Here is a 16,892-nt window from a genome sequence, read left to right as displayed (position 1 = left end):
GCCGAAGTGCACAACTGTCGGGAACGAGGAACCGTGGGAAAGCTCGACGGCAAGGTCGCGGTGATCACGGGCGGATCGAGTGGAATGGCGCTCGCCGGAGCCCAGCTGTTCGTCCAGGAGGGCGCACACGTCGTCATCCAGGCGCGGCGGAAGAAGGAACTGGACGACGCGGTCGAACAGATCGGACGGAACGTCATCGCCGTGCCGGGCGACGCGTCCGACCTCGACGACCTGGACCGCCTGGTCGACACCGTGAAGCGCGAGCACGGGGCGATTGACGTGCTGTGGGCCAGCGCCGGCATGGGCGAGCCCGGCCTGCTCGGCGAGATCACCGAAGAGCAGTTCCACCGCACGTTCTGGCTCAACGCGCGCGGCACCCTCTTCACGGTGCAGAAGGCGCTGCCGCTGATCAACGACGGCGGCTCGATCCTCATGACCGGCTCCAACGCCTCGCTCGGGGCCTTTCCCGGCTGGAGCCTGTACGCCGGGAGCAAGGCCGTGCAGCAGGCCTGGGCCCGCGTCTGGCTCAACGAACTGCGCGACCGCCGCATCCGGGTCAACGTCCTCACGCCGGGACAGGTCGCCACGCCCAAGCAGGAAGAACTGTTCGACGAGGCCACGAAGGCCGCGTTCGAATCGCTCATCCCGCGCGGCGCCATGGGCCGTCCCGAGGAGATCGCCTCGATCGCGCTCTTCCTCGCCTCCGACGACTCCAGCTACGTCAACGGGCTGGAACTCGTCGCCGACGGCGGCACCACCGCCATCTGACAACCACTCACGAGACAAGGACAGACAATGGGCAGCATCACCGTCATCGGCACCGGGAACATGGCCCGCACCCTCGCCGGGTTGGCGATCAGGGGCGGGCACACGGTCGAGGTCATGGGTCGGGACCAGGCCAAGGCCGACGACCTCGCGGCCCGCCTCGGCGCCACCGCCGGGAAGTGGGGCGAGGCCCCGACCGGCGACATCGTCATCACCGCCCTGCTGGCTGCCGCGGTCGTCCCGACCGTCGCCGAGTTCGGCGACGCCCTCGCCGGCAAGGTCGTCGTCGACATCAGCAACCCCTTCAACGCGACCTTCGACGGGCTGGCTCACGACGCCGAGACCTCCGTCGCGCAGCAGGCCGCTGACGTCGCACCCGCCGACACCGCCGTAGTGAAGGCGTTCAACACGATCTTCTCGGGGGTCCTGGAGAACGGTCGGCCCGACGTCTTCGTCGCCGGCGACAGCACCGAGGCCAAGGCGGGCGTCGCGGCGTTCGTCGAGAGCATCGGGCTCCGCCCGCTCGACGTCGGCGGGCTCCGGATGGCGACCTGGTTGGAGGGGATGGGTCTCGTCGCGGTCGGCCTGGCCGGGCACGGCGTGGGCCACGGCAACTTCGCCCTCGGGGTCGCCGAGTTCACCGGCTGAGCGACGGGCGCCCGTCGCCCGTGGGTCACCTGTTGCGGGTGATGTGTGGGTGGCGGGCAATTTCCGACGGTGAGGACTCGCAACCCCGGGAGGTCCTCGTGTCCCAGCCGTCGCAGCTCGTCAACACCCGCCTGCTGATCAGTGGCGCCGTGCTCACCGGCGTCGGCAGCATGCTCGCCACGCTCGGCCTCGCCCTCGGCGGCGCCGCGGCCGTCGGGGCGGCCCGCCGCTGGCAGCAGCGGACGGAGATGACGCCCGCCCAGCTCGCGCTGCACGCGTACGGGGCGGCGCGGACCGCGCAGGCGGCGGGCCTCAGTGCCTGGCGCAACCCGACGCCGACCCCGATCCCCGCGCAGCGGACGTCGTCCCGGGACGCCGGGGTGCCGGTGTCCTGAGCCCGGACGACCCCGTGCTGAGCGAAGCCGTCCCGGCCGCCTTCGGGGCCGCCCTCTATCCCCCGGCGCTGCTGTTCGTCGCGTTCCTGCTGGTCAACCCCCAGCCCTGGAAGCGGGCCCTCATCTTCCTGGCCGGGGCCGTGATCGCCACCCTCGGCGTCGGCTTCGCGGTCGTCTTCATCCTCCAGGGGACCGGGGTCGAGCGCGACCCGCACCACCGCACGGTGCCGGCGTGGGTCGACCTCGCGATCGGTGTCCTGCTGGTCGGGGCCGCCATCTACGTCTGGTTCCGACCACCGCGCGGGCCGAAGGCCGCCACGGAGCGCAAGGAACTCGACCTCCTCGGCCTCCTCGCCGTCGGGCTGGTCATGTACTCCCCCTCGCCCCTCTACCTCGCCGCCCTGCACGCGATCGCCAAGGCCCACGCGGCCGTGCTCGTCACGATCCTGAGCGTGCTGCTCGTGGCCGCGATCTACATGCTCGTCGTGGAGATCCCGGTCGTTGCCCACGCCATCTGGCCCGAGACCACGATCCGGGCGGTCACGGCCGTCAACGCCTGGCTCGGCCGCCACGGCCGCACGATCGTCGTGCTCGCCGCCGGCGCCTTCGGCGTCTACCTGATCGTCGCGGGCACCGTGCACCTGGTGACCGCGTGACCGGCACCGACCCGTCGTCGGGAAGGCGCTACGCGAGGTGGAACGTGTCCGCGAAGCGGTCCAGGAGCACCTCCGGACCACGGATCACCTCGACGACGCCGGTGGCGATCGCGCGGCCGGGCGCGAGCTCCCCGGAGAGGATCCGGCGGATGTCCGGGCCGGCCGCGAAGGCGAGGTCGGCCGGACCGTCCCCACGCGCCACCTCCAACGACGGCCCGTCCACCCGGATCAGCAGCTCGGCCGGACCGAGCCGCGCGGCGTAGGCGGTGGCCGGCAGCGACGCCGCCACCTGCGCGCGGAAGGCGGAGCGCAGGGCCATCGTCATGGAGTCGGGGGTGATGACCTGCTCCTCGCGCGGGTCGCCCAGCGCCTTGAACCCCCACGCCGAGAGGGCGAGCACGATCGGTTCGAGCTCGCGGCCGTAGTCCGTCAGCTCGTAGATGATCACGCGCGAGCGCGGGACGCGGCGGATGATCCCGGCCGCCTGCAGTTCCTTCAGCCGGGCGGCGAGGATGTTGCTCGGAATGCGCGGGAGGCCGGCGGCGAGCTCGCCGTTGCGACGGGGCCCGACGAGCAGGTCACGCACGATGAGCAGCGCCCAGCGCTCCCCGACGAGCTCGATCGCGCGCGTGACCCCGTCGTACTGCCCGTACTCCCGGGGCGCCATCAGGCCTGCTGGTCCGCCATGAACGCCTCGGGGCCCTGCGCGGCGGCCTTCGGGTCCATCCAGCCGAACTCGAGCAGGTTGCCGTCGGGGTCGGTGAGCTGGCGCTGGTACATGAAGCCGTAGTCCGACGCCGGACGGTCCTCGCGTCCCCCGCTCCCGAGGCCCGCCGCGACGGTCGCGTCCACGGCCTCGCGGCTCTCGAGGAACAGCGCGGTGGCGACGGAGACGTCCTTCGACGGGTCGCCGATGGGGCGGTCGGTGAAGGTCTGGAAGAAGTCGCGGAGCAGCAGCATGAAGAAGTTGTGGTCCTCCTCCACGACGACGCACGCGGCGTTGTGGTCGGTGAACGCCGGGTTGATGCGGAACCCGAGGGCCTCGTAGAACGCCTTGGCGCGGTCGAGGTCGGTCACGGGCAGGTTCACGAACATCGCGGTCATCGGGCTCTCCCTGCATCGCTGCTGCTGACAGCGATGACACTTGCAAAAAACAAGTGAGCGGTCAAGGCCTTTCGTACGTTTGTAGGACCATAGCGTTGCGCGCTGGGGGCACAAGGGCGAAGAGCCGGACGAACGTCGAGGTCAGGCCGTCGGTCCGCGTCGCGGTGGCGTCGACGAGGGAGAGCTCGTCGACGAGCCGCGGGGCGACCCGGGCGAGGTCGGCGGTCGACGACCGGAACCCCGTGTCGGCCGCCCGCATCGCCGGCTGCAGGCCCGCCACCCACGGGACCCACGGTGCGACCGAGTCCGCCACGAGCGTGCTCCCCGGCGTCAGCGCGCGGTCGACGACCGTCCGCACGCCCGCCGGGTCCAGGTACATCAGCAGGCCCTCGGCGATGACGAGACGCGGGAGGTCGGCGGGGAACTGCCGGTAGGACGACGGGTCGGTCACGTCGCCGACGGTCGCCGTCCGGGAATCGTCGTAGAGCCGGCGCCGGAGCTCGATCACCGGCTCCTGGTCGACGTCGAACCACCGCACGCCCGGCCCCGGGTCGAGCCGGAGCACCCGACTGTCCAGCCCGCAGCCCAGGTGCAGCACCACCGCCTCGTCGTGCCGGGCCAGCCAGCCGCGCGCGATGTCGTCGATCAGCTTCGCCCGCGCACAGATCAGCGGGGTGTTGCCGCCGAGGCTGAGCCCGAGGTCGGGCGGGTCGTCGACGCGGGCAAGCAGGTCGGCGGCGTACCGGTCGCCCAGGATCGGGCGCTCCGACGCGGCGTCGTGAGCGTGCATGGTCAGCGTCCAGAGCATCGTCCGCTGCTCCTGCTGCAGGTCCACCATACCCCGGGACTTCCCGACGACGGGTCGGCTCAGCCGCCGCTGCAACGCCGTCCGGCGGCGCGGGGTTCTCCGCTCCGTGACCCTGGAACTTCTCGACGATCCGCTCGGCTCCGCCCTCGACGACGCCGGGTTCGCCCACCTGCCCGGGCTCCTCGACGCCGGGACCTGCCAGGAGCTGGCGGCGATGTTCGACGACGACGCGCGCTTCCGGTCCACCGTCGTCATGGCCCGGCACGCGTTCGGCGAGGGCCGGTACCGGTACTTCGCGGACCCGCTGCCGGACGTCGTCGTCGGGCTGCGCACCGGCCTCTACCCCCGCCTGGCCGCCGTCGCGAACCGGTGGGCGGAGGTGCTCGGCGAGCCCGGGTATCCGGCGACGCACGCCGAGTACCGCGCCCGGTGCGCGGCGGCCGGCCAGACGAAGCCGACGCCGCTGCTGCTGCGGTACGGGCCGACCGGCTACAACTGCCTGCACCAGGACCTCTACGGCGAGCTCGTCTTCCCGCTGCAGGTCCTGGTGATGCTCAGCGAGCCGGACGTTGACTTCACCGGCGGCGAGAGCGTGTTCGTCGAGCAGCGGCCGCGGCAGCAGTCACGCGCGACCGTCGTCCGACCGCGTCAGGGCGACGCGGTCGTGTTCCCCGTCCACCACCGCCCCCGCCGCGGCGCGCGAGGCCACCACCGGGTGCAGATGCGCCACGGGGTGTCGACGGTGCACAGCGGGTCACGTCACGTGCTCGGGGTGATCTTCCACGACGCGGCCTGATCAGACCTGCGTGAGCACCTGCGGTCCGTCCGCCGTGATCGCGACGGTGTGCTCGACGTGCGCCGCGCGGGTGTGGTCGACGGTGCGGAGCGTCCAGCCGTCGTCGTCCTCGCGGTATTCGTCGGTGCCGCCGGCGATGAGCATCGGCTCGATCGCGAGGACCAGCCCGGGACGCAGCCGGTAGCCCCGGTTCGGCCGGCCCTCGTTGGGCACGTGCGGCGCCTCGTGCATCTCGCGGCCGATCCCGTGTCCACCGTGGCCCTCCATCAGCCCGTACCCGGCGGCGCGGGCGACGGTGCCGATGGCGTGCGCGATGTCGCCGATCTTGTTGCCGGGCTGCGCGGCGTCGATCCCGGCCTGGAGCGCCGCCGTCGTGACGTCGATGAGGTGCTGGTCGCCGACGTCGGGGTCGTCGCCGACGATGAAGCTGATCGCCGCGTCCCCGCTCCACCCGCGCAGGCGGGCGCCGCAGTCGATGCTGACGAGGTCGCCGGGCCGCAGCGGCTCGGTGCTCGGGATTCCGTGGACGATCGCGTCGTTGACGCTGATGCACGTGACGGCGGGGAAGGGTGTCGACGCCGAGCTCGGGCGGTAGTTGAGGAAGAGCGGCTCGGCCCCCGCCCCCGCGATGACCTCGGCCGCGACGTCGTCGAGCTCCTTCGGCGTCACGCCGACGCGCGCCGCGTCCTTCGCCGCCACCAGCGCCTGCGCGGTGATCCGGCCGGCCTCGCGCATCAGCTCGATCTCGTGACGGTTCTTGATCTCGATCATGGCTCGCTCCGACGGCAGGGATAACTATCCCGGTATTAGTATCACGGTCATGGTGCGCCTGCCGCTGACCCCGGACGAACGTGAGCGTGGGACCCGCCTCGGCGAGGTGCTGCGCGCCGCGCGGGGGCCGCGGTCGATGACCGAGGTGGCGGCCGCCGTCGGGATGCCGGTCGAGACGCTGCGGAAGATCGAGTCGGGCCGCGTGCCCACGCCGGCGTTCTTCACCGTCGCGGCGCTCGCCGCGGAGCTGTCGCTGCCGCTCGACGAGCTCGTCGCCGCGTGCCGGCCGTCGCCGCAGGTCGAGGAGTCGCGGAGCGCCTAAGAAAATTCTCGAGGACGGTGTCGAAGGACGGCGAACCCGTTCGACGCCGGGGTGAGAGACCGGCACGAGGCCGGTCACCAGCCCTCGGAGGCCACCATGTCCGTCCTCACTGCTCCCGCCGCCACCACCCGCACCGGCTCGCTGGTCCTCGGCGGGCTCGCCGCCACCGCGGTCGCCTCGGTCGCGACCTCGACCGTCGCCGCCGCCGGGAACGCCGTCGGGATCAGCCTCGACCTCGCCGGCAACCCCGTCCCGATCCCCGGCTTCGCCACGCTGACCGCGCTCTTCTCGGTGATCGGCCTCGTGATCGCCCTGGTCCTGTCCCGCGCCGCCCGCCGCCCGCGCACCGCGTTCGTCCGGACGACGATCGTCCTCACCGCGCTGTCGCTGGTCCCCGACGTCCTCGTCGACGCCGCGACGGCCACGAAGCTGCTGCTCATGGTCACCCACCTCGTCGCGGCGGCCATCGTCGTGCCGGTGATCGCCCGGCGGCTCGCGGCCTGACCGCCCCGTCGCCTGCTAGGCAGATGATCATGTCGAGCGCGACGTCGCGCTCGACATGATCATCTGCCTAGCGGACCGAGGTCGACCGCGACGCTCCCCGGCCCACCGACCGCAGGCGTCCCGGCGACCCCCTACGGTGCCGAACCGTGGCACCCGGACTCACTGAGGACGACCTGACCGAGCTCAGCTCCGAGGCGATCGGGTCGGACGATCCCCGGCCGTACATCGACCGGTTGGTGGCGGCCGTCGACGAGGACCGGCTCGCGGAGCCCGATCTCGCCTCCTACGCGCTCGGGCTGGCGGCCGACCTCGCCGAGGGCCTGCACGACGGCGACCTCGCGTTGTCGCTCTCCGAGCGATCGGGGACTGCGGCCCGGGGCTCGCGCGACGAGAACTGGACCCGCGCCCGGCACGCCGAGTTGCTGCTGCGCTTCGGCCGCGAGGACGAGGGCATGCAGGAGCTGCACACGCTGCGGCCCCAGCTCACCCGCGACGAGATGGCAAGCATCTACGTCACCGAGGCGCTAACCGAGAACGGCCGGGCCGAGGTCGCCGAGGAGTGGCTCAGCTCGGCGTTGGCCACCGCGGCCGAGATCGTCGAGCGGGCCGGGTCGGGCCCCGAGGCCGACGAGGCCCGCGAGATCGAGTCGGCGCTGGCGGTCCGCCGCTTCCACGTCCGCCGCGACCTCGGTCTCCCCTACGACGAGGTCGACCGGATCGCCGAGCAGCTCGACGACGAGGGACCGGACTACATCTTCTGGCCGCAGGCTGCGTTCGACCGTCTCCTGCAGGCGCAGCCCGAGGCGGCCGAGGAGCTCGGCGCCACGTGGGACGAGCACCGAGCGATGATCGAGCGCGACCTGCAGGAGAGCGACCCGACGGACCTGCCGCTGGTCGAGGTGGGCACGCCCGACCTGCTCGCGGCGCTCCTCGCCGACGACGCCGACGACTCGGTCGCGGCACCGGAGCCCGGTTTCGAGCTGGAGTGGCCGCCCGGGCGGAACGACCCGTGCTGGTGCGGCTCGGGCGCCAAGTACAAGAAGTGCTGCCTGCCCCGCGGGCGCGCCTGAGTCACGCGGCGCCGAACCAGCGGGCGAGGTGGTCCTCGAGCTCCTGCTGGTCGTCACCGGCCCAGGCCACGTGGCCGTCGGGCCGGAGCAGCAGCGAGTCGCGACCACACCCGTCGTCGGGAAGGCGGACGACGCGGTCCGACCAGGCGCCGACGGTGAGGCCGGCGCGGTCGAGCAGGACCCCGCGGCCGTCGTGCATCCGCGCGTAGAGGCGGCCGTCGCCGAGCTCGACGTCGGGCATCCGTCGGCCGACGCGGTCGTCGTCGGCGCCGAGGTCGTAGCGGACGCCCGTCGCGGCGATGCGACCGGTGAGGTGCGCGCTGACCCCCGGGAGCTGCCCGACCTCGGTGAGCAGGGTCCGCAGCGCCGCCGTCTGCGGGTCCTCACGCAGCAGCGCGACCATCGCCCGGCAGCTCACGACGACGGCCTCGGCGACCGGTCGGCGTTCGGCCTCGTAGGAGTCGAGCAGGCCCGCGGGCGCCCACCCGTCGACGACGGCGGCGAGCTTCCAGCCGAGGTTCACCGCGTCCTGCAGACCGAGGTTGAGGCCCTGCCCGCCGGTGGGCGGGTGGACGTGCGCGGCGTCGCCGGCGAGGAACACGCGGCCGACCCGGTAGGAGTCGGCGAGCCGGTCGCCCGTGCCGAAGCGGGAGACCCCGCGGGGTGAATGGGCTCCGAAGTCGGTGCCGGCGAAGGCGCGGAGCCGGTCGAGGAACTCCTCGAACGTCGGCTGCGGGCCGTCCGAGACGGTGGCGGCGGGCAGGATCACCCGGGACACCCCGCCCTCGAACGGCGCGATGCCGAAGCGCAGGTGGGTCCTGCGGAGCTCGGTGACGACGGCGGTCGGGTCCTCGGTGAGCTCGACGTCGGCGAGGTAAGTGTCGGCCGTGGACGGCTCCCCGTGGAATCCGATCCCGAGGGCCGAGCGGACGACGCTGCGGCCGCCGTCGGCGCCGACGAGGTACCGGGCGCGCAGGGTGTCGCCGTCGGCGAGGGTGACCGTCACCCCGTCGTCGTCCTGGTCGAGGCCGGTCGCCTCGACCCCGCGCCGGATGTCCGCCCCGAGCTCGAGGGCGTGGTCGGTCAGCAGCCGCTCGATCTTCTCCTGACGGATGGCGAGGCCGTAGGGGTGCGCGGTGTCGAGGTCGTCGGGCCAGGGCAGCGCGATGCCCGCGAAGGGCCCCCCGACGGAGAACCGCGTGGCCTCCGCCTCGAACCGGTCGAGCAGGCCGCGCTGGTCGAGGAGCTCGACGCTGCGCACGTGCAGGCCGAGCCCACCCGCGCGCCACGTGGCACTGGCGCGCTTCTCCAGCACGACGACCTGCACCCCGTGCAGCCGCAGCTCCGCCGCCAGCATCGTCCCCGTCGGTCCGGCTCCCACGATCAGCACGTCGGTCACGGCGGCAGAGTCTGGGCTCCGGGGGCGGTCTTGTGGCAAGTCCCCCCGCCCGCTATACGTTGAGGTGGCAGGAGAATCCGAGTCATGACGACGACGGTGCGGTCGGTCCTCGCACGCCCGGTCCTGGCTCCCCTCGACCCGCCGCTGCAGACGGCGAGCGGCGAGGTGCCGACGGCCCCGCTGGTGCTGATCGACGTCGAGTCCTCGGACGGCGTCGTCGGGCACGCCTACCTGTTCTGCTACACGCCGCTGGTGCTGCCGGCGCTGGCGAGCCTGGTCACCGAGCTGGGCGCGGCCGTCGTCGGGACCTCCGACGCCCCGCGGGCGGTCGAGTCCGACCTACGGGCCCGGCTGCGGCTGCTCCGCCCGCAGGGCCTCGCGACGATGGCGATCTCCGGGATCGACATGGCGCTCTGGGACGTGCTCGCGCGGCGGGCCGGGCTGCCGTTGGTGCGGCTGCTCGGTGGTTCGCCCGAGCCGGTGCGGGCCTACGGGAGCCTGCGGCGGATGGCTCCCGACGACGTCCGGGTCGAGGCGGGCGAGCTGGCCCGGCTCGGGTTCGGCGCCTACAAGGTGAAGGTCGGGTCGGCCGGCCTCGCTCGGGACCGGGAGGTCATCGCGGCGCTGCGCGAGGCGGTCGGCCCGGACGCGGACCTCGCGGTCGACTTCAACCAGACCCTGCCCGTCCCGGAGGCCATCCGCCGCATCCACGCCCTTGCGGACGAGGGCCTGCTCTGGGTCGAGGAGCCCACGCGCGCCGACGACGCCGCGGGGCACGCCCGCATCCGCGCGGCCGTCTCGACGCCGATCCAGCTCGGCGAGAGCTGGTGGGGCGAGGACGAGATGACGGCGAGCCTGCGCGCCGACGCCGGCGACCACGCGATGTTCGACGTCGCGCGCATCGGCGGCGTGACGGGGTGGCTGCGGGCCGCCCCGGTGGCGCACGCCTTCGGACGGCCGGTGTCCAGCCACTTCTGGCCGGAGATCAGCGCGGCCCTGCTCGCGGTGACGCCGAGCGCGTTCCTGCTCGAGTACCTCGACGTCGCCGCGGAGGTGCTCCGCTCCCCCGCCCGCGTGGTCGACGGGTCGGTGGTGCTGCCCGATGAGCCGGGCAGCGGGGTCGAGTGGGACGAGGACGCGGTGGACCGCTACCGCGCCTGACCCTGGTCAGACCTTCTTCGCGTAGACGATGGTCTGGCCGAGGTAGTTGTGCGCGCTGCGGTCGAGCGTGCCGCCGCAGGTGATCAGCCTGAGCTCCGGACCGACGGTGTCGGAGTACACCGCGGCGGTCGGGAACTCGGCCTTCGGCGCCGTCTCCGTGCGGGTCACCGCGAAGCTGACCGGCCCGGACGGAGTCGTCACATTGATCTCGTCGCCGGCCGCGAGGGTGTGGAAGCCCTCGCCGAAGCCGGGCGTGCCGTTCGCGTTGATGTGCGCGAGGACGACGGCCGGTCCGGTCTGCCCCGGCATCGGGCCCTTCGTGTAGACGCCGGCCTGCATGGGGTCGGCCAGCGGCGGGACCTGGATGGACCGGTCGGCGTTGAGGCCGAGCCCGATGAGCTGTGACGTCTCGTTCAGCTTCGGGATCGAGACCGAGTACCCGGGGACGAGGCCGGCCGTGCTCTGCTGGCTGGCAGCCAAGGGCTGATCGTCCTCGGAGCCGCTCGAACACGCCGTGGCGACGAGGGCGAGGAGCGCCGTCACGAGGACGGCGACCGCGGTGCGGCGGCGCAACATCAGGCACCCCCGGTCTGGGCCGAGCCCTCGGGCACCTCGGTGACCTGATCACCGGAGGTCTTCGCCGTCGAACCGTCGTCGCCCGTGGTCGTGGCCTCGGCGTCCTGGTTGTCGCCGTCGTCGCCGAGGCTCTCGCAGGCGATGCCGTTGTGGTTCTCGTCGAGCCGGTCGGCGTTGTTGGTCGCCGAGCCGCCGATGGACTCGAAGTACTGCTGGGCCTGCTGCTGCGTGGCGAAGTCCGCGCAATCGCGGTCACCCGCGGGGCGTCCCGGGCGGTTCGGCGGCGTTCCGCCGGTAGCCGCGGCAGGACGGCTGGACGAAGGACGACCGGAGGCCGCCGGCGCCGACGAGGGCGAACTCGACGGCGGTGGCGTCGACGTCGACGAGGACGGCGCGGAGGACGTCGTCCCCGCCGGGGTACTGCAGAGCTCGGCCTCAGCCTTCTGCTTCGCGTCCGGCAGGCCGCCGGCGGACCCCTGGCCGGCGGCGACGACGCCGGGGTCCTTGGCCACCAGCGCGTCGCACTCGGCCGAGCCGACGACGGGTGGGTCGGCTGCCGCGGCAGGTCCTGCGAAGAGCAGCGCGCCGGCGGCCATCGCGATGACCAACGGCCCGACGCGTGATGGACGGATCACGTGTTCCCCCCTCGGAACGTCGAGAGATCCTTCTCTCGGGTGCCGGGAGGATGCCACCACGGGTCACGAAACGGTCACGCGGGGTCGTCACAACCGACCGCGCGCCCCGTTTCTCGGTCACCCATCCGTGAACGTCAGTCCGAGCTGATCCAGATTCGGACGATCGAGCCGGTCTCCACGGACGTGCCCGGCTCGGGGTCCTGCCGACCCACGTGAGCACGGCCCGCCGCGGTGTGGAAGGCGTTCTCGGGGACCGCGAGCAGGCCGGCGTCGAGCGCCCGGTCGTGCGCCTCGGAGACCGGGACCCCGGTCAGCTCGGGCACCCGGGCGGCGGGGCGGGACGGCGTGGTGGCGGTGTCGTCGGACATGGATGGCCTCCCGGGCTGGTCGGGCAACGTGGGATCGGTCGGCATCAGGCGGCCGGGTGGGTCGAGCGCTCGCGACGGAGCGCGGCCCGGCGCTCGTCCTCGCTCTCGCCACCCCAGATGCCGTACGGCTCCTGCACGGCGTGCGCCCAGCTGCGGCACTCGTCGAGCACGGGACATCGTGTACACACCGCGCGGGCGTCGGCGACGCGTCTGCTCCGGGACGGGTCGCGTTCGCCGTCGGGGTGGAAGAACATCTCCTGGTTCAGGTCACGGCACGCAGCGTGCCGCTGCCAGTCCCAGTGGGCCACGAGCGCCGCGGGCAGGCGTGAGACATCAGCCACGACGAGTACCTCCTACAGGACGTCGTAGACCACGAGACTACCCCGGGGTAGACCACCGAACCGTCACATCGGAACAGAATTCGCCCGACCTACGGTGGGAGGTGTGGTGGGGGCATTCGTGAGCTGGTCGTGCGGCAAGGACGGTGCGCTCGCACTGGCCGAGGTGCGCTCACACCTCGCGGTCAGCGGCCTGCTCACCACCGTCACCGACGGCGTGGTGGCGATGAGCCGGGTGCCCGTCGCCCGCCTCCACGCCCAGGCGGATGCCCTCGGCCTGGCCCTGCGAACCGTCGACCTGCCCTGGCTCTGCCCGAACGAGATCTACGAGCAGCGCATCGGCGCCGCGCTGGCCGACCTGCGCGCCGCGGGCGTCGACGAGCTGGTCTTCGGCGACCTCTTCCTCGCCGACATCCGCGCGTACCGCGAACGCTCGCTCGCCGGCACCGGGCTCACCCCGCGCTTCCCGCTGTGGGGGCGCACGACCGACGCCCTCGCCCGCGACATGCTCGCCGCCGGTCTGCGTGCGGTGGTCGTGTGCGTCGACCCGACGCAGGCACCACCGGAGATCGCCGGGCGCCCCTTCGACGAGGCACTCCTGCGCGACCTGCCGCCCGGCGTCGACCCGTGCGGCGAGAACGGCGAGTTCCACACCTTCGTCACCGACGGGCCGGGGTTCGCCCATCCGCTCGACGTCGAGACCGGCGAGCCCTACGACCGCGACGGCTTCCGCTACGTCCCCCTGCGACCGCGCGGGCCCAGCACGGGCTGACCGCCCCGCCGGTCGTCGAACCGCGCGCTCCACGGCCAGCGCCGACGTCCGTCCGACCACACGAGCTGCAGTGCGTGCAGCGGATGGTCGGGAAAGAGCGCGCGGGCAGTGCGCAGGTGCACGTCGGGCCGGGCCACCGCGACGACCTCCACCCTGGTGTCGTCGGCCAGCCGGAACTGCTGCCCGGGCACCCAGCTCTCCTCGTGACAGAGCACCCCGTGCGCCGTGTCGTTCAGGAGCTCCCCCGCCCGGTCCGGCGCCAGCCCCGTCACCACGAACTCGGGCAGGCCGTGCTGCACGAGACCGGCCGTGTAGGCCCAGGCGGGACGGCTCCGGACGGCGTCCACCTGCACGACCGCCCAGCCGTACCGCTCGATCACGTCCCTCGTCCGCCGCAACGCCGACTCGCACGAACCACACACCGGAGCCTCCACTCCTCGAACGCATGTTCGAAGCGTGCACCAGGGGTCCGACAGTCTCGCCGTGGCACGCTCGGCGCCGTGCCGCTCGACGACCTCCCGCCGTGGGCGCGGGGTTGGTGCCGCCGACACCTGGGCGCCGAGCCGGTCGACGTCGCGTTCCGGCTCGACCAGATGTCGGTGGTCCTGGGCGTCGTACTCGACGACGGCACCGTGGTGGTGCTCAAGGCCCGTCCCGACGACGGGTGCGCGGCGTCGGGCGTCGCGGCCCAGGCCGGTCTCGCGGCGCGGGGCTTCCCGTGCGCCCGGCCGCTGACCGGGGTCACCCGCGTCGGCCCGCTCGCCGTCCACGCCGAGGAGCACCGGCCCGGCGGGGACCTGCTGCCCGGCGACTCGCCCGCGGTCGCCGCGCGGTACGCGGTCGTCTTCGCGCGGATCGTCACCGAGCTCGAGCTCGTCGACGTCGCCCTACCGCCGGCGAGTCCGAGATGGGTCGCGTGGGACCACCGCGGGCCGGGCCTGTGGCCAGCCGTCGCGACCCTCGACGCGCTGGACCAGGACCGCGTGCCGGACCTCGTCACCGCGACGGCCTTCCGGGCCCGCGACCGGCTCCGTGCCGCCGCCCTCCCCCGGGTCCTCGGCCACGCGGACTACGAGGCGCAGAACCTCCGCTGGCACGGCGACGCGATCTGGGCGGTCCACGACTGGGACAGCCTCGCCCACCAGCCCGAGGCCGCCCTGGTCGGCGCGGCGAGCGGGACCTTCCCCCGTTGCGTCGGGCCACCCACGCTGGCGCCCCTCGCGAGCTCCGAGGCGTTCCTCGACACCTACGAGGCATCCCGACGACGGGCCTTCACCGCCGAGGAGCGCGAGGTCGCCTGGGCGGCGAGCCTCTGGCCGGCCGCCCACAACGCCCGGTGGGAGGCACTGCACGGCGACCCGCCGGTCGCCGGGACCGCCCTCGCCGACCAGGCGGCCGAGCGCCTGCGACGCGCGGGCGCCTGACCGACCCCTCAGGCGGCCGTCGAGGAACTCCGCATCCGGACCAGCCCGACGAGGGCGAACACGGCGCCGGCCAACGCGTACCCGGCCAGCGGCGTCAGCGCGGGAGCCGGACCGGCGGCCATGACGACGAAGGCGACCCCGACCGCGCAGGACAACCCGCCACTCGCCACCAACGGCCACTGGCCGCGGCGCACCAGTCGTCGGGACAGCGCGACGACGAGCTGCCCCAGACCCGCGACGACGGCCCAAACGCCCCATACCCGCAGCACGCTCGGCACGTCCTGCGTCGCGGCCGCCGCGAGAGCCACGGCGGCGACCGCGCTGAGCGCCGCGTTCACCGCCAGCCCGGCGCGCGCCGTCGACCCCGACCGCCGCGCGTCCAGGACCACGAGCACGACGTCCCCGAGCGGATAGAGGGCCAGCAGGATCGCCGCGCCCCACCCGATCCCGGGCGCGACGAGGGCCACCACCGCCGCCCAGGCCAGCGCGAACAGGACCCGGGCGAGCAGGAGCGGGACCTGCTCCCGGCCGGTCGACGCGGGCGGCGCGGTGGACACGGGGGTCGTGGTCGACATGGTGACTCCTTAGGCAGAACGACCATTCTTTCTGCTGTCGACCCTGCACCTTTCCGGTCACGAACACAAGACCGATCGTTCTTTCTGCTAGCGTGCGCTCGTGCCGTCGACCGACCCGACACGCTCCGAGGCCCGTGAGCGCCTGCTCGCCACCGCCGGGCAGCTCTTCTACGGCGAGGGGATCCGCGCGGTCGGCGTCGACCGGCTGGTGTCCGAGGCGCGGGTGACCCGGGCGACCTTCTACCGGCACTTCCCGTCGAAGGAGGACCTGGTCCTCGCCTACCTCCGCGGGGTGGACGCCCAGGTCCGGGCGGCCGTGCGGGAGGCGACCGGCGACGCCGCCTCGGCCGCCGACGCCCTGCGGACGATCGCGGGCACGATCGGCGACGACCTGGTCCGGCCGGAGTTCCGGGGGTGCGCGTTCCTCCGGGCGGCCGCCGAGTTCCCCGACCCCGACGATGCGGTGCACCGCGAGGTCGCCGGCCATCGCGCCTGGTTCGTCGGGGCCGTCCGCGACCTCTTCGCCGAGGTCTACCGCAACGAGGGGCCGAGCGCCCGCCCCGACCGCGCCGCGCGGCACTTCCTGATGCTGCGCGACGGCGCGATGAGCGCGGCGGCGATCGACGACACCGAGGACGTCGGGGAGACCTTCCGGCGCGGGGTCGAGGGCCTGATCACCGTCGTCCACGTCCCGGGGAGCCTGCCGCACCTGCCGGTCTGATCGACGGTGCAGGGAAACCTGGCACTGGGTGCAAGCAGTGACGCATTGCTTGCACCCGGAGGGTGCACACCTACAGCAGGCGCGCCACCGCCGCGAGATCGTCGGGCAGGCCCTGGACGGCGATCTCGTCGACGACCGTCGACTCCCACCGGTCCAGGTCCCGCCGCACCTTGGCGAGCGGGCCGATCAGCGAGACCTGCTCGACCAGCTCCGTCGGGATGGCCGAGGCGGCCTCGTCCTTGCGGCGGTCGAGGTAGAGCGCCTGCACCTGCTCGGCGACGCCGCCGTAGCCCATGCGGACGAAGACGTCGTGGTGGAAGTTCGCGCCGCGCGCGCCCATGCCGCCCATGTAGAGCGCGAGTTCGGGGCGGAGCCGGTCGGCGGCGCGCTCGACGTCGTCGTCGATGACGACCGGCACGGTCGCGATCACCTCGAAGCCCTCCGGCCGGCCACCCCGGCGGGCGAAGCCCTCGTCGAGGGAGGCGCGGTACGAGTCGTCGAACGCCGGCGCGAAGAACATCGCGAGCCAGCCGTCGGCGATCTCGGCGGAGAGCGCGACGTTGCGCGGGCCCTCCGCGCCGAGCACCACCGGCAGCGACGGCCGGTACGGGTGCAGGGACGAGCGCAGCGGTTTGCCCAGCTCGGAGCCGGGCGACGGCAGCGGGAAGAACTCCCCGTCGTTGCGCACCGGCGCCTCGCGTGCCAGCACCTGCCGCACCACCGACACGTACTCGCGGGTCCGGGCGAGCGGCCGCGCGTAGGGCACGCCGTGCCAGCCCTCCGACACCTGCGGCCCGGACGCGCCGACCCCAAGTACGACGCGGCCGCCTGACAGGTGGTCCAGGGTCGTCGCGGCCATCGCCGTCGCCGCAGGGGTCCGGGCGGGGACCTGGGCCACGGCGGTCCCGAGACGCACCCGCGACGTCAGCGCCGCCGCGAACCCGAGCGGCGTGAACACGTCGGACCCGTACGCCTCGGCGAACCACACGGAGGCGAACCCACGCTCGTCGATCTCGCGCAGCCGCGCTGCGAGGTCGGCCGGCGGCGCTCCCGCGAAGTGCCCGACGTTGACGCCGATCCGCAC

Annotated in this window: 24 protein-coding genes; 12 read left to right on the top strand and 12 right to left on the bottom strand. The window is 73.5% G+C overall.

The annotated features are described in order from the left end of the window. The first annotated feature begins 33 nt into the window (after window positions 1-33). The 4 genes from A3CO_RS0128025 to A3CO_RS0128010 all read left to right on the top strand — a co-directional run bounded on the left by A3CO_RS0128025 (window position 34) and on the right by A3CO_RS0128010 (window position 2,464). The gene (locus tag A3CO_RS0128025; protein WP_018335581.1) at window positions 34-768 is read left to right on the top strand and encodes an SDR family oxidoreductase; all 735 of its coding nucleotides are present in this window, start codon (window positions 34-36) and stop codon (window positions 766-768) included. Between the two features lie 27 nt (window positions 769-795). Then, a complete protein-coding gene (locus tag A3CO_RS0128020) occupies window positions 796-1,413 on the top strand; it encodes an NADPH-dependent F420 reductase (protein ID WP_018335580.1) in 618 nt (205 codons plus the stop codon). A 98-nt stretch (window positions 1,414-1,511) separates the two neighbouring features. Next, the gene (locus A3CO_RS38510; protein ID WP_018335579.1) at window positions 1,512-1,808 is read left to right on the top strand and encodes a hypothetical protein; all 297 of its coding nucleotides are present in this window, start codon (window positions 1,512-1,514) and stop codon (window positions 1,806-1,808) included. 14 nt (window positions 1,809-1,822) lie between these two features. After that, on the top strand, window positions 1,823-2,464 hold the full coding sequence (locus A3CO_RS0128010; RefSeq protein WP_018335578.1) for a GAP family protein: 642 nt from the start codon (window positions 1,823-1,825) through the stop codon (window positions 2,462-2,464). Window positions 2,465-2,492: 28 nt separating this feature from the next. On the opposite strand, the gene A3CO_RS0128005 is transcribed toward A3CO_RS0128010, so the two are convergent. The 3 genes from A3CO_RS0128005 to A3CO_RS36405 form a co-directional block, all read right to left on the bottom strand. Continuing rightward, complete coding sequence (locus tag A3CO_RS0128005; RefSeq protein WP_018335577.1) at window positions 2,493-3,131, bottom strand: winged helix-turn-helix transcriptional regulator; 639 nt, start codon at window positions 3,129-3,131, stop codon at window positions 2,493-2,495. Then, window positions 3,131-3,568, bottom strand: a complete 438-nt coding sequence (locus A3CO_RS0128000) for a VOC family protein (protein WP_018335576.1) — start codon at window positions 3,566-3,568, stop codon at window positions 3,131-3,133. Before A3CO_RS0128000 ends, A3CO_RS0128005 begins: the two co-directional genes overlap by 1 nt. 61 nt (window positions 3,569-3,629) lie before the next feature. Continuing rightward, window positions 3,630-4,406, bottom strand: coding sequence for a class I SAM-dependent methyltransferase (locus A3CO_RS36405; protein WP_018335575.1), 777 nt, complete (start codon window positions 4,404-4,406; stop codon window positions 3,630-3,632). 76 nt (window positions 4,407-4,482) lie between these two features. Between A3CO_RS36405 and A3CO_RS0127990 the strand changes: the two genes are divergently transcribed. Further along, the gene (locus A3CO_RS0127990) at window positions 4,483-5,172 is read left to right on the top strand and encodes a 2OG-Fe(II) oxygenase (protein ID WP_018335574.1); all 690 of its coding nucleotides are present in this window, start codon (window positions 4,483-4,485) and stop codon (window positions 5,170-5,172) included. On the opposite strand, the gene map is transcribed toward A3CO_RS0127990, so the two are convergent. Continuing rightward, the gene (gene map / locus A3CO_RS0127985) at window positions 5,173-5,943 is read right to left on the bottom strand and encodes a type I methionyl aminopeptidase (protein ID WP_018335573.1); all 771 of its coding nucleotides are present in this window, start codon (window positions 5,941-5,943) and stop codon (window positions 5,173-5,175) included. A 49-nt stretch (window positions 5,944-5,992) separates the two neighbouring features. On the opposite strand from map, the gene A3CO_RS0127980 reads away from it, so the two are divergent. The 3 genes from A3CO_RS0127980 to A3CO_RS0127970 all read left to right on the top strand — a co-directional run bounded on the left by A3CO_RS0127980 (window position 5,993) and on the right by A3CO_RS0127970 (window position 7,839). Continuing rightward, a complete protein-coding gene (locus A3CO_RS0127980) occupies window positions 5,993-6,265 on the top strand; it encodes a helix-turn-helix domain-containing protein (RefSeq protein ID WP_018335572.1) in 273 nt (90 codons plus the stop codon). Window positions 6,266-6,361: 96 nt separating this feature from the next. After that, window positions 6,362-6,769 carry a DUF6069 family protein gene (locus tag A3CO_RS0127975; RefSeq protein WP_018335571.1) on the top strand — a complete coding sequence of 136 codons (408 nt, stop codon included), beginning with the start codon at window positions 6,362-6,364 and terminating at the stop codon, window positions 6,767-6,769. 146 nt (window positions 6,770-6,915) lie between these two features. Further along, window positions 6,916-7,839, top strand: coding sequence for an SEC-C domain-containing protein (locus A3CO_RS0127970; RefSeq protein ID WP_018335570.1), 924 nt, complete (start codon window positions 6,916-6,918; stop codon window positions 7,837-7,839). Window position 7,840: 1 nt separating this feature from the next. Here the strand turns inward: A3CO_RS0127970 and A3CO_RS0127965 are convergent, their stop codons facing one another. Then, window positions 7,841-9,238, bottom strand: a complete 1,398-nt coding sequence (locus A3CO_RS0127965; protein ID WP_018335569.1) for an FAD-dependent monooxygenase — start codon at window positions 9,236-9,238, stop codon at window positions 7,841-7,843. Window positions 9,239-9,322: 84 nt separating this feature from the next. Between A3CO_RS0127965 and A3CO_RS0127960 the strand changes: the two genes are divergently transcribed. Further along, window positions 9,323-10,399, top strand: a complete 1,077-nt coding sequence (locus A3CO_RS0127960; protein WP_018335568.1) for an enolase C-terminal domain-like protein — start codon at window positions 9,323-9,325, stop codon at window positions 10,397-10,399. Between the two features lie 6 nt (window positions 10,400-10,405). Here the strand turns inward: A3CO_RS0127960 and A3CO_RS0127955 are convergent, their stop codons facing one another. From A3CO_RS0127955 to A3CO_RS0127940, 4 genes are all read right to left on the bottom strand, one after another. Further along, complete coding sequence (locus A3CO_RS0127955) at window positions 10,406-10,975, bottom strand: sortase domain-containing protein (RefSeq protein ID WP_018335567.1); 570 nt, start codon at window positions 10,973-10,975, stop codon at window positions 10,406-10,408. After that, complete coding sequence (locus tag A3CO_RS39230) at window positions 10,975-11,610, bottom strand: excalibur calcium-binding domain-containing protein (RefSeq protein ID WP_211214585.1); 636 nt, start codon at window positions 11,608-11,610, stop codon at window positions 10,975-10,977. The genes A3CO_RS0127955 and A3CO_RS39230 overlap by 1 nt, the downstream gene beginning before the upstream one ends. Before the next feature lie 134 nt (window positions 11,611-11,744). Then, on the bottom strand, window positions 11,745-11,978 hold the full coding sequence (locus A3CO_RS0127945) for a PASTA domain-containing protein (RefSeq protein ID WP_018335565.1): 234 nt from the start codon (window positions 11,976-11,978) through the stop codon (window positions 11,745-11,747). 44 nt (window positions 11,979-12,022) lie between these two features. Then, window positions 12,023-12,319, bottom strand: a complete 297-nt coding sequence (locus tag A3CO_RS0127940) for a WhiB family transcriptional regulator (RefSeq protein WP_018335564.1) — start codon at window positions 12,317-12,319, stop codon at window positions 12,023-12,025. Between the two features lie 103 nt (window positions 12,320-12,422). Between A3CO_RS0127940 and A3CO_RS0127935 the strand changes: the two genes are divergently transcribed. Continuing rightward, window positions 12,423-13,088, top strand: a complete 666-nt coding sequence (locus A3CO_RS0127935; RefSeq protein ID WP_211214584.1) for a Dph6-related ATP pyrophosphatase — start codon at window positions 12,423-12,425, stop codon at window positions 13,086-13,088. Here A3CO_RS0127935 and A3CO_RS34670 read toward each other — a convergent pair. Next, entirely contained in the window at window positions 13,049-13,468 is a 420-nt protein-coding gene (locus A3CO_RS34670; protein ID WP_018335562.1) for a DUF4262 domain-containing protein, read from the bottom strand. The two genes, A3CO_RS0127935 and A3CO_RS34670, sit on opposite strands and share 40 nt — an antisense overlap. Before the next feature lie 120 nt (window positions 13,469-13,588). Here A3CO_RS34670 and A3CO_RS0127925 point away from each other — a divergent pair, with 120 nt between their 5' ends. Further along, window positions 13,589-14,512 (top strand): phosphotransferase, encoded by a 924-nt coding sequence (locus tag A3CO_RS0127925; RefSeq protein WP_018335561.1) that lies wholly within the window; start codon window positions 13,589-13,591, stop codon window positions 14,510-14,512. An 8-nt stretch (window positions 14,513-14,520) separates the two neighbouring features. On the opposite strand, the gene A3CO_RS0127920 is transcribed toward A3CO_RS0127925, so the two are convergent. Beyond that, on the bottom strand, window positions 14,521-15,087 hold the full coding sequence (locus A3CO_RS0127920) for a hypothetical protein (protein ID WP_018335560.1): 567 nt from the start codon (window positions 15,085-15,087) through the stop codon (window positions 14,521-14,523). Window positions 15,088-15,187: 100 nt separating this feature from the next. Here A3CO_RS0127920 and A3CO_RS0127915 point away from each other — a divergent pair, with 100 nt between their 5' ends. After that, window positions 15,188-15,808 (top strand): TetR/AcrR family transcriptional regulator, encoded by a 621-nt coding sequence (locus A3CO_RS0127915; protein WP_018335559.1) that lies wholly within the window; start codon window positions 15,188-15,190, stop codon window positions 15,806-15,808. A gap of 70 nt (window positions 15,809-15,878) precedes the next feature. Here A3CO_RS0127915 and A3CO_RS0127910 read toward each other — a convergent pair whose 3' ends face one another. After that, complete coding sequence (locus A3CO_RS0127910; RefSeq protein WP_018335558.1) at window positions 15,879-16,892, bottom strand: LLM class F420-dependent oxidoreductase; 1,014 nt, start codon at window positions 16,890-16,892, stop codon at window positions 15,879-15,881.

It is taken from the genome of Actinomycetospora chiangmaiensis DSM 45062, assembly GCF_000379625.1.
In the GTDB taxonomy this organism is placed as follows: domain Bacteria; phylum Actinomycetota; class Actinomycetes; order Mycobacteriales; family Pseudonocardiaceae; genus Actinomycetospora; species Actinomycetospora chiangmaiensis.
The sequence above is the reverse complement of the archived record's forward strand: the minus strand, read 5'-3'. Positions and strand labels throughout refer to the sequence as shown.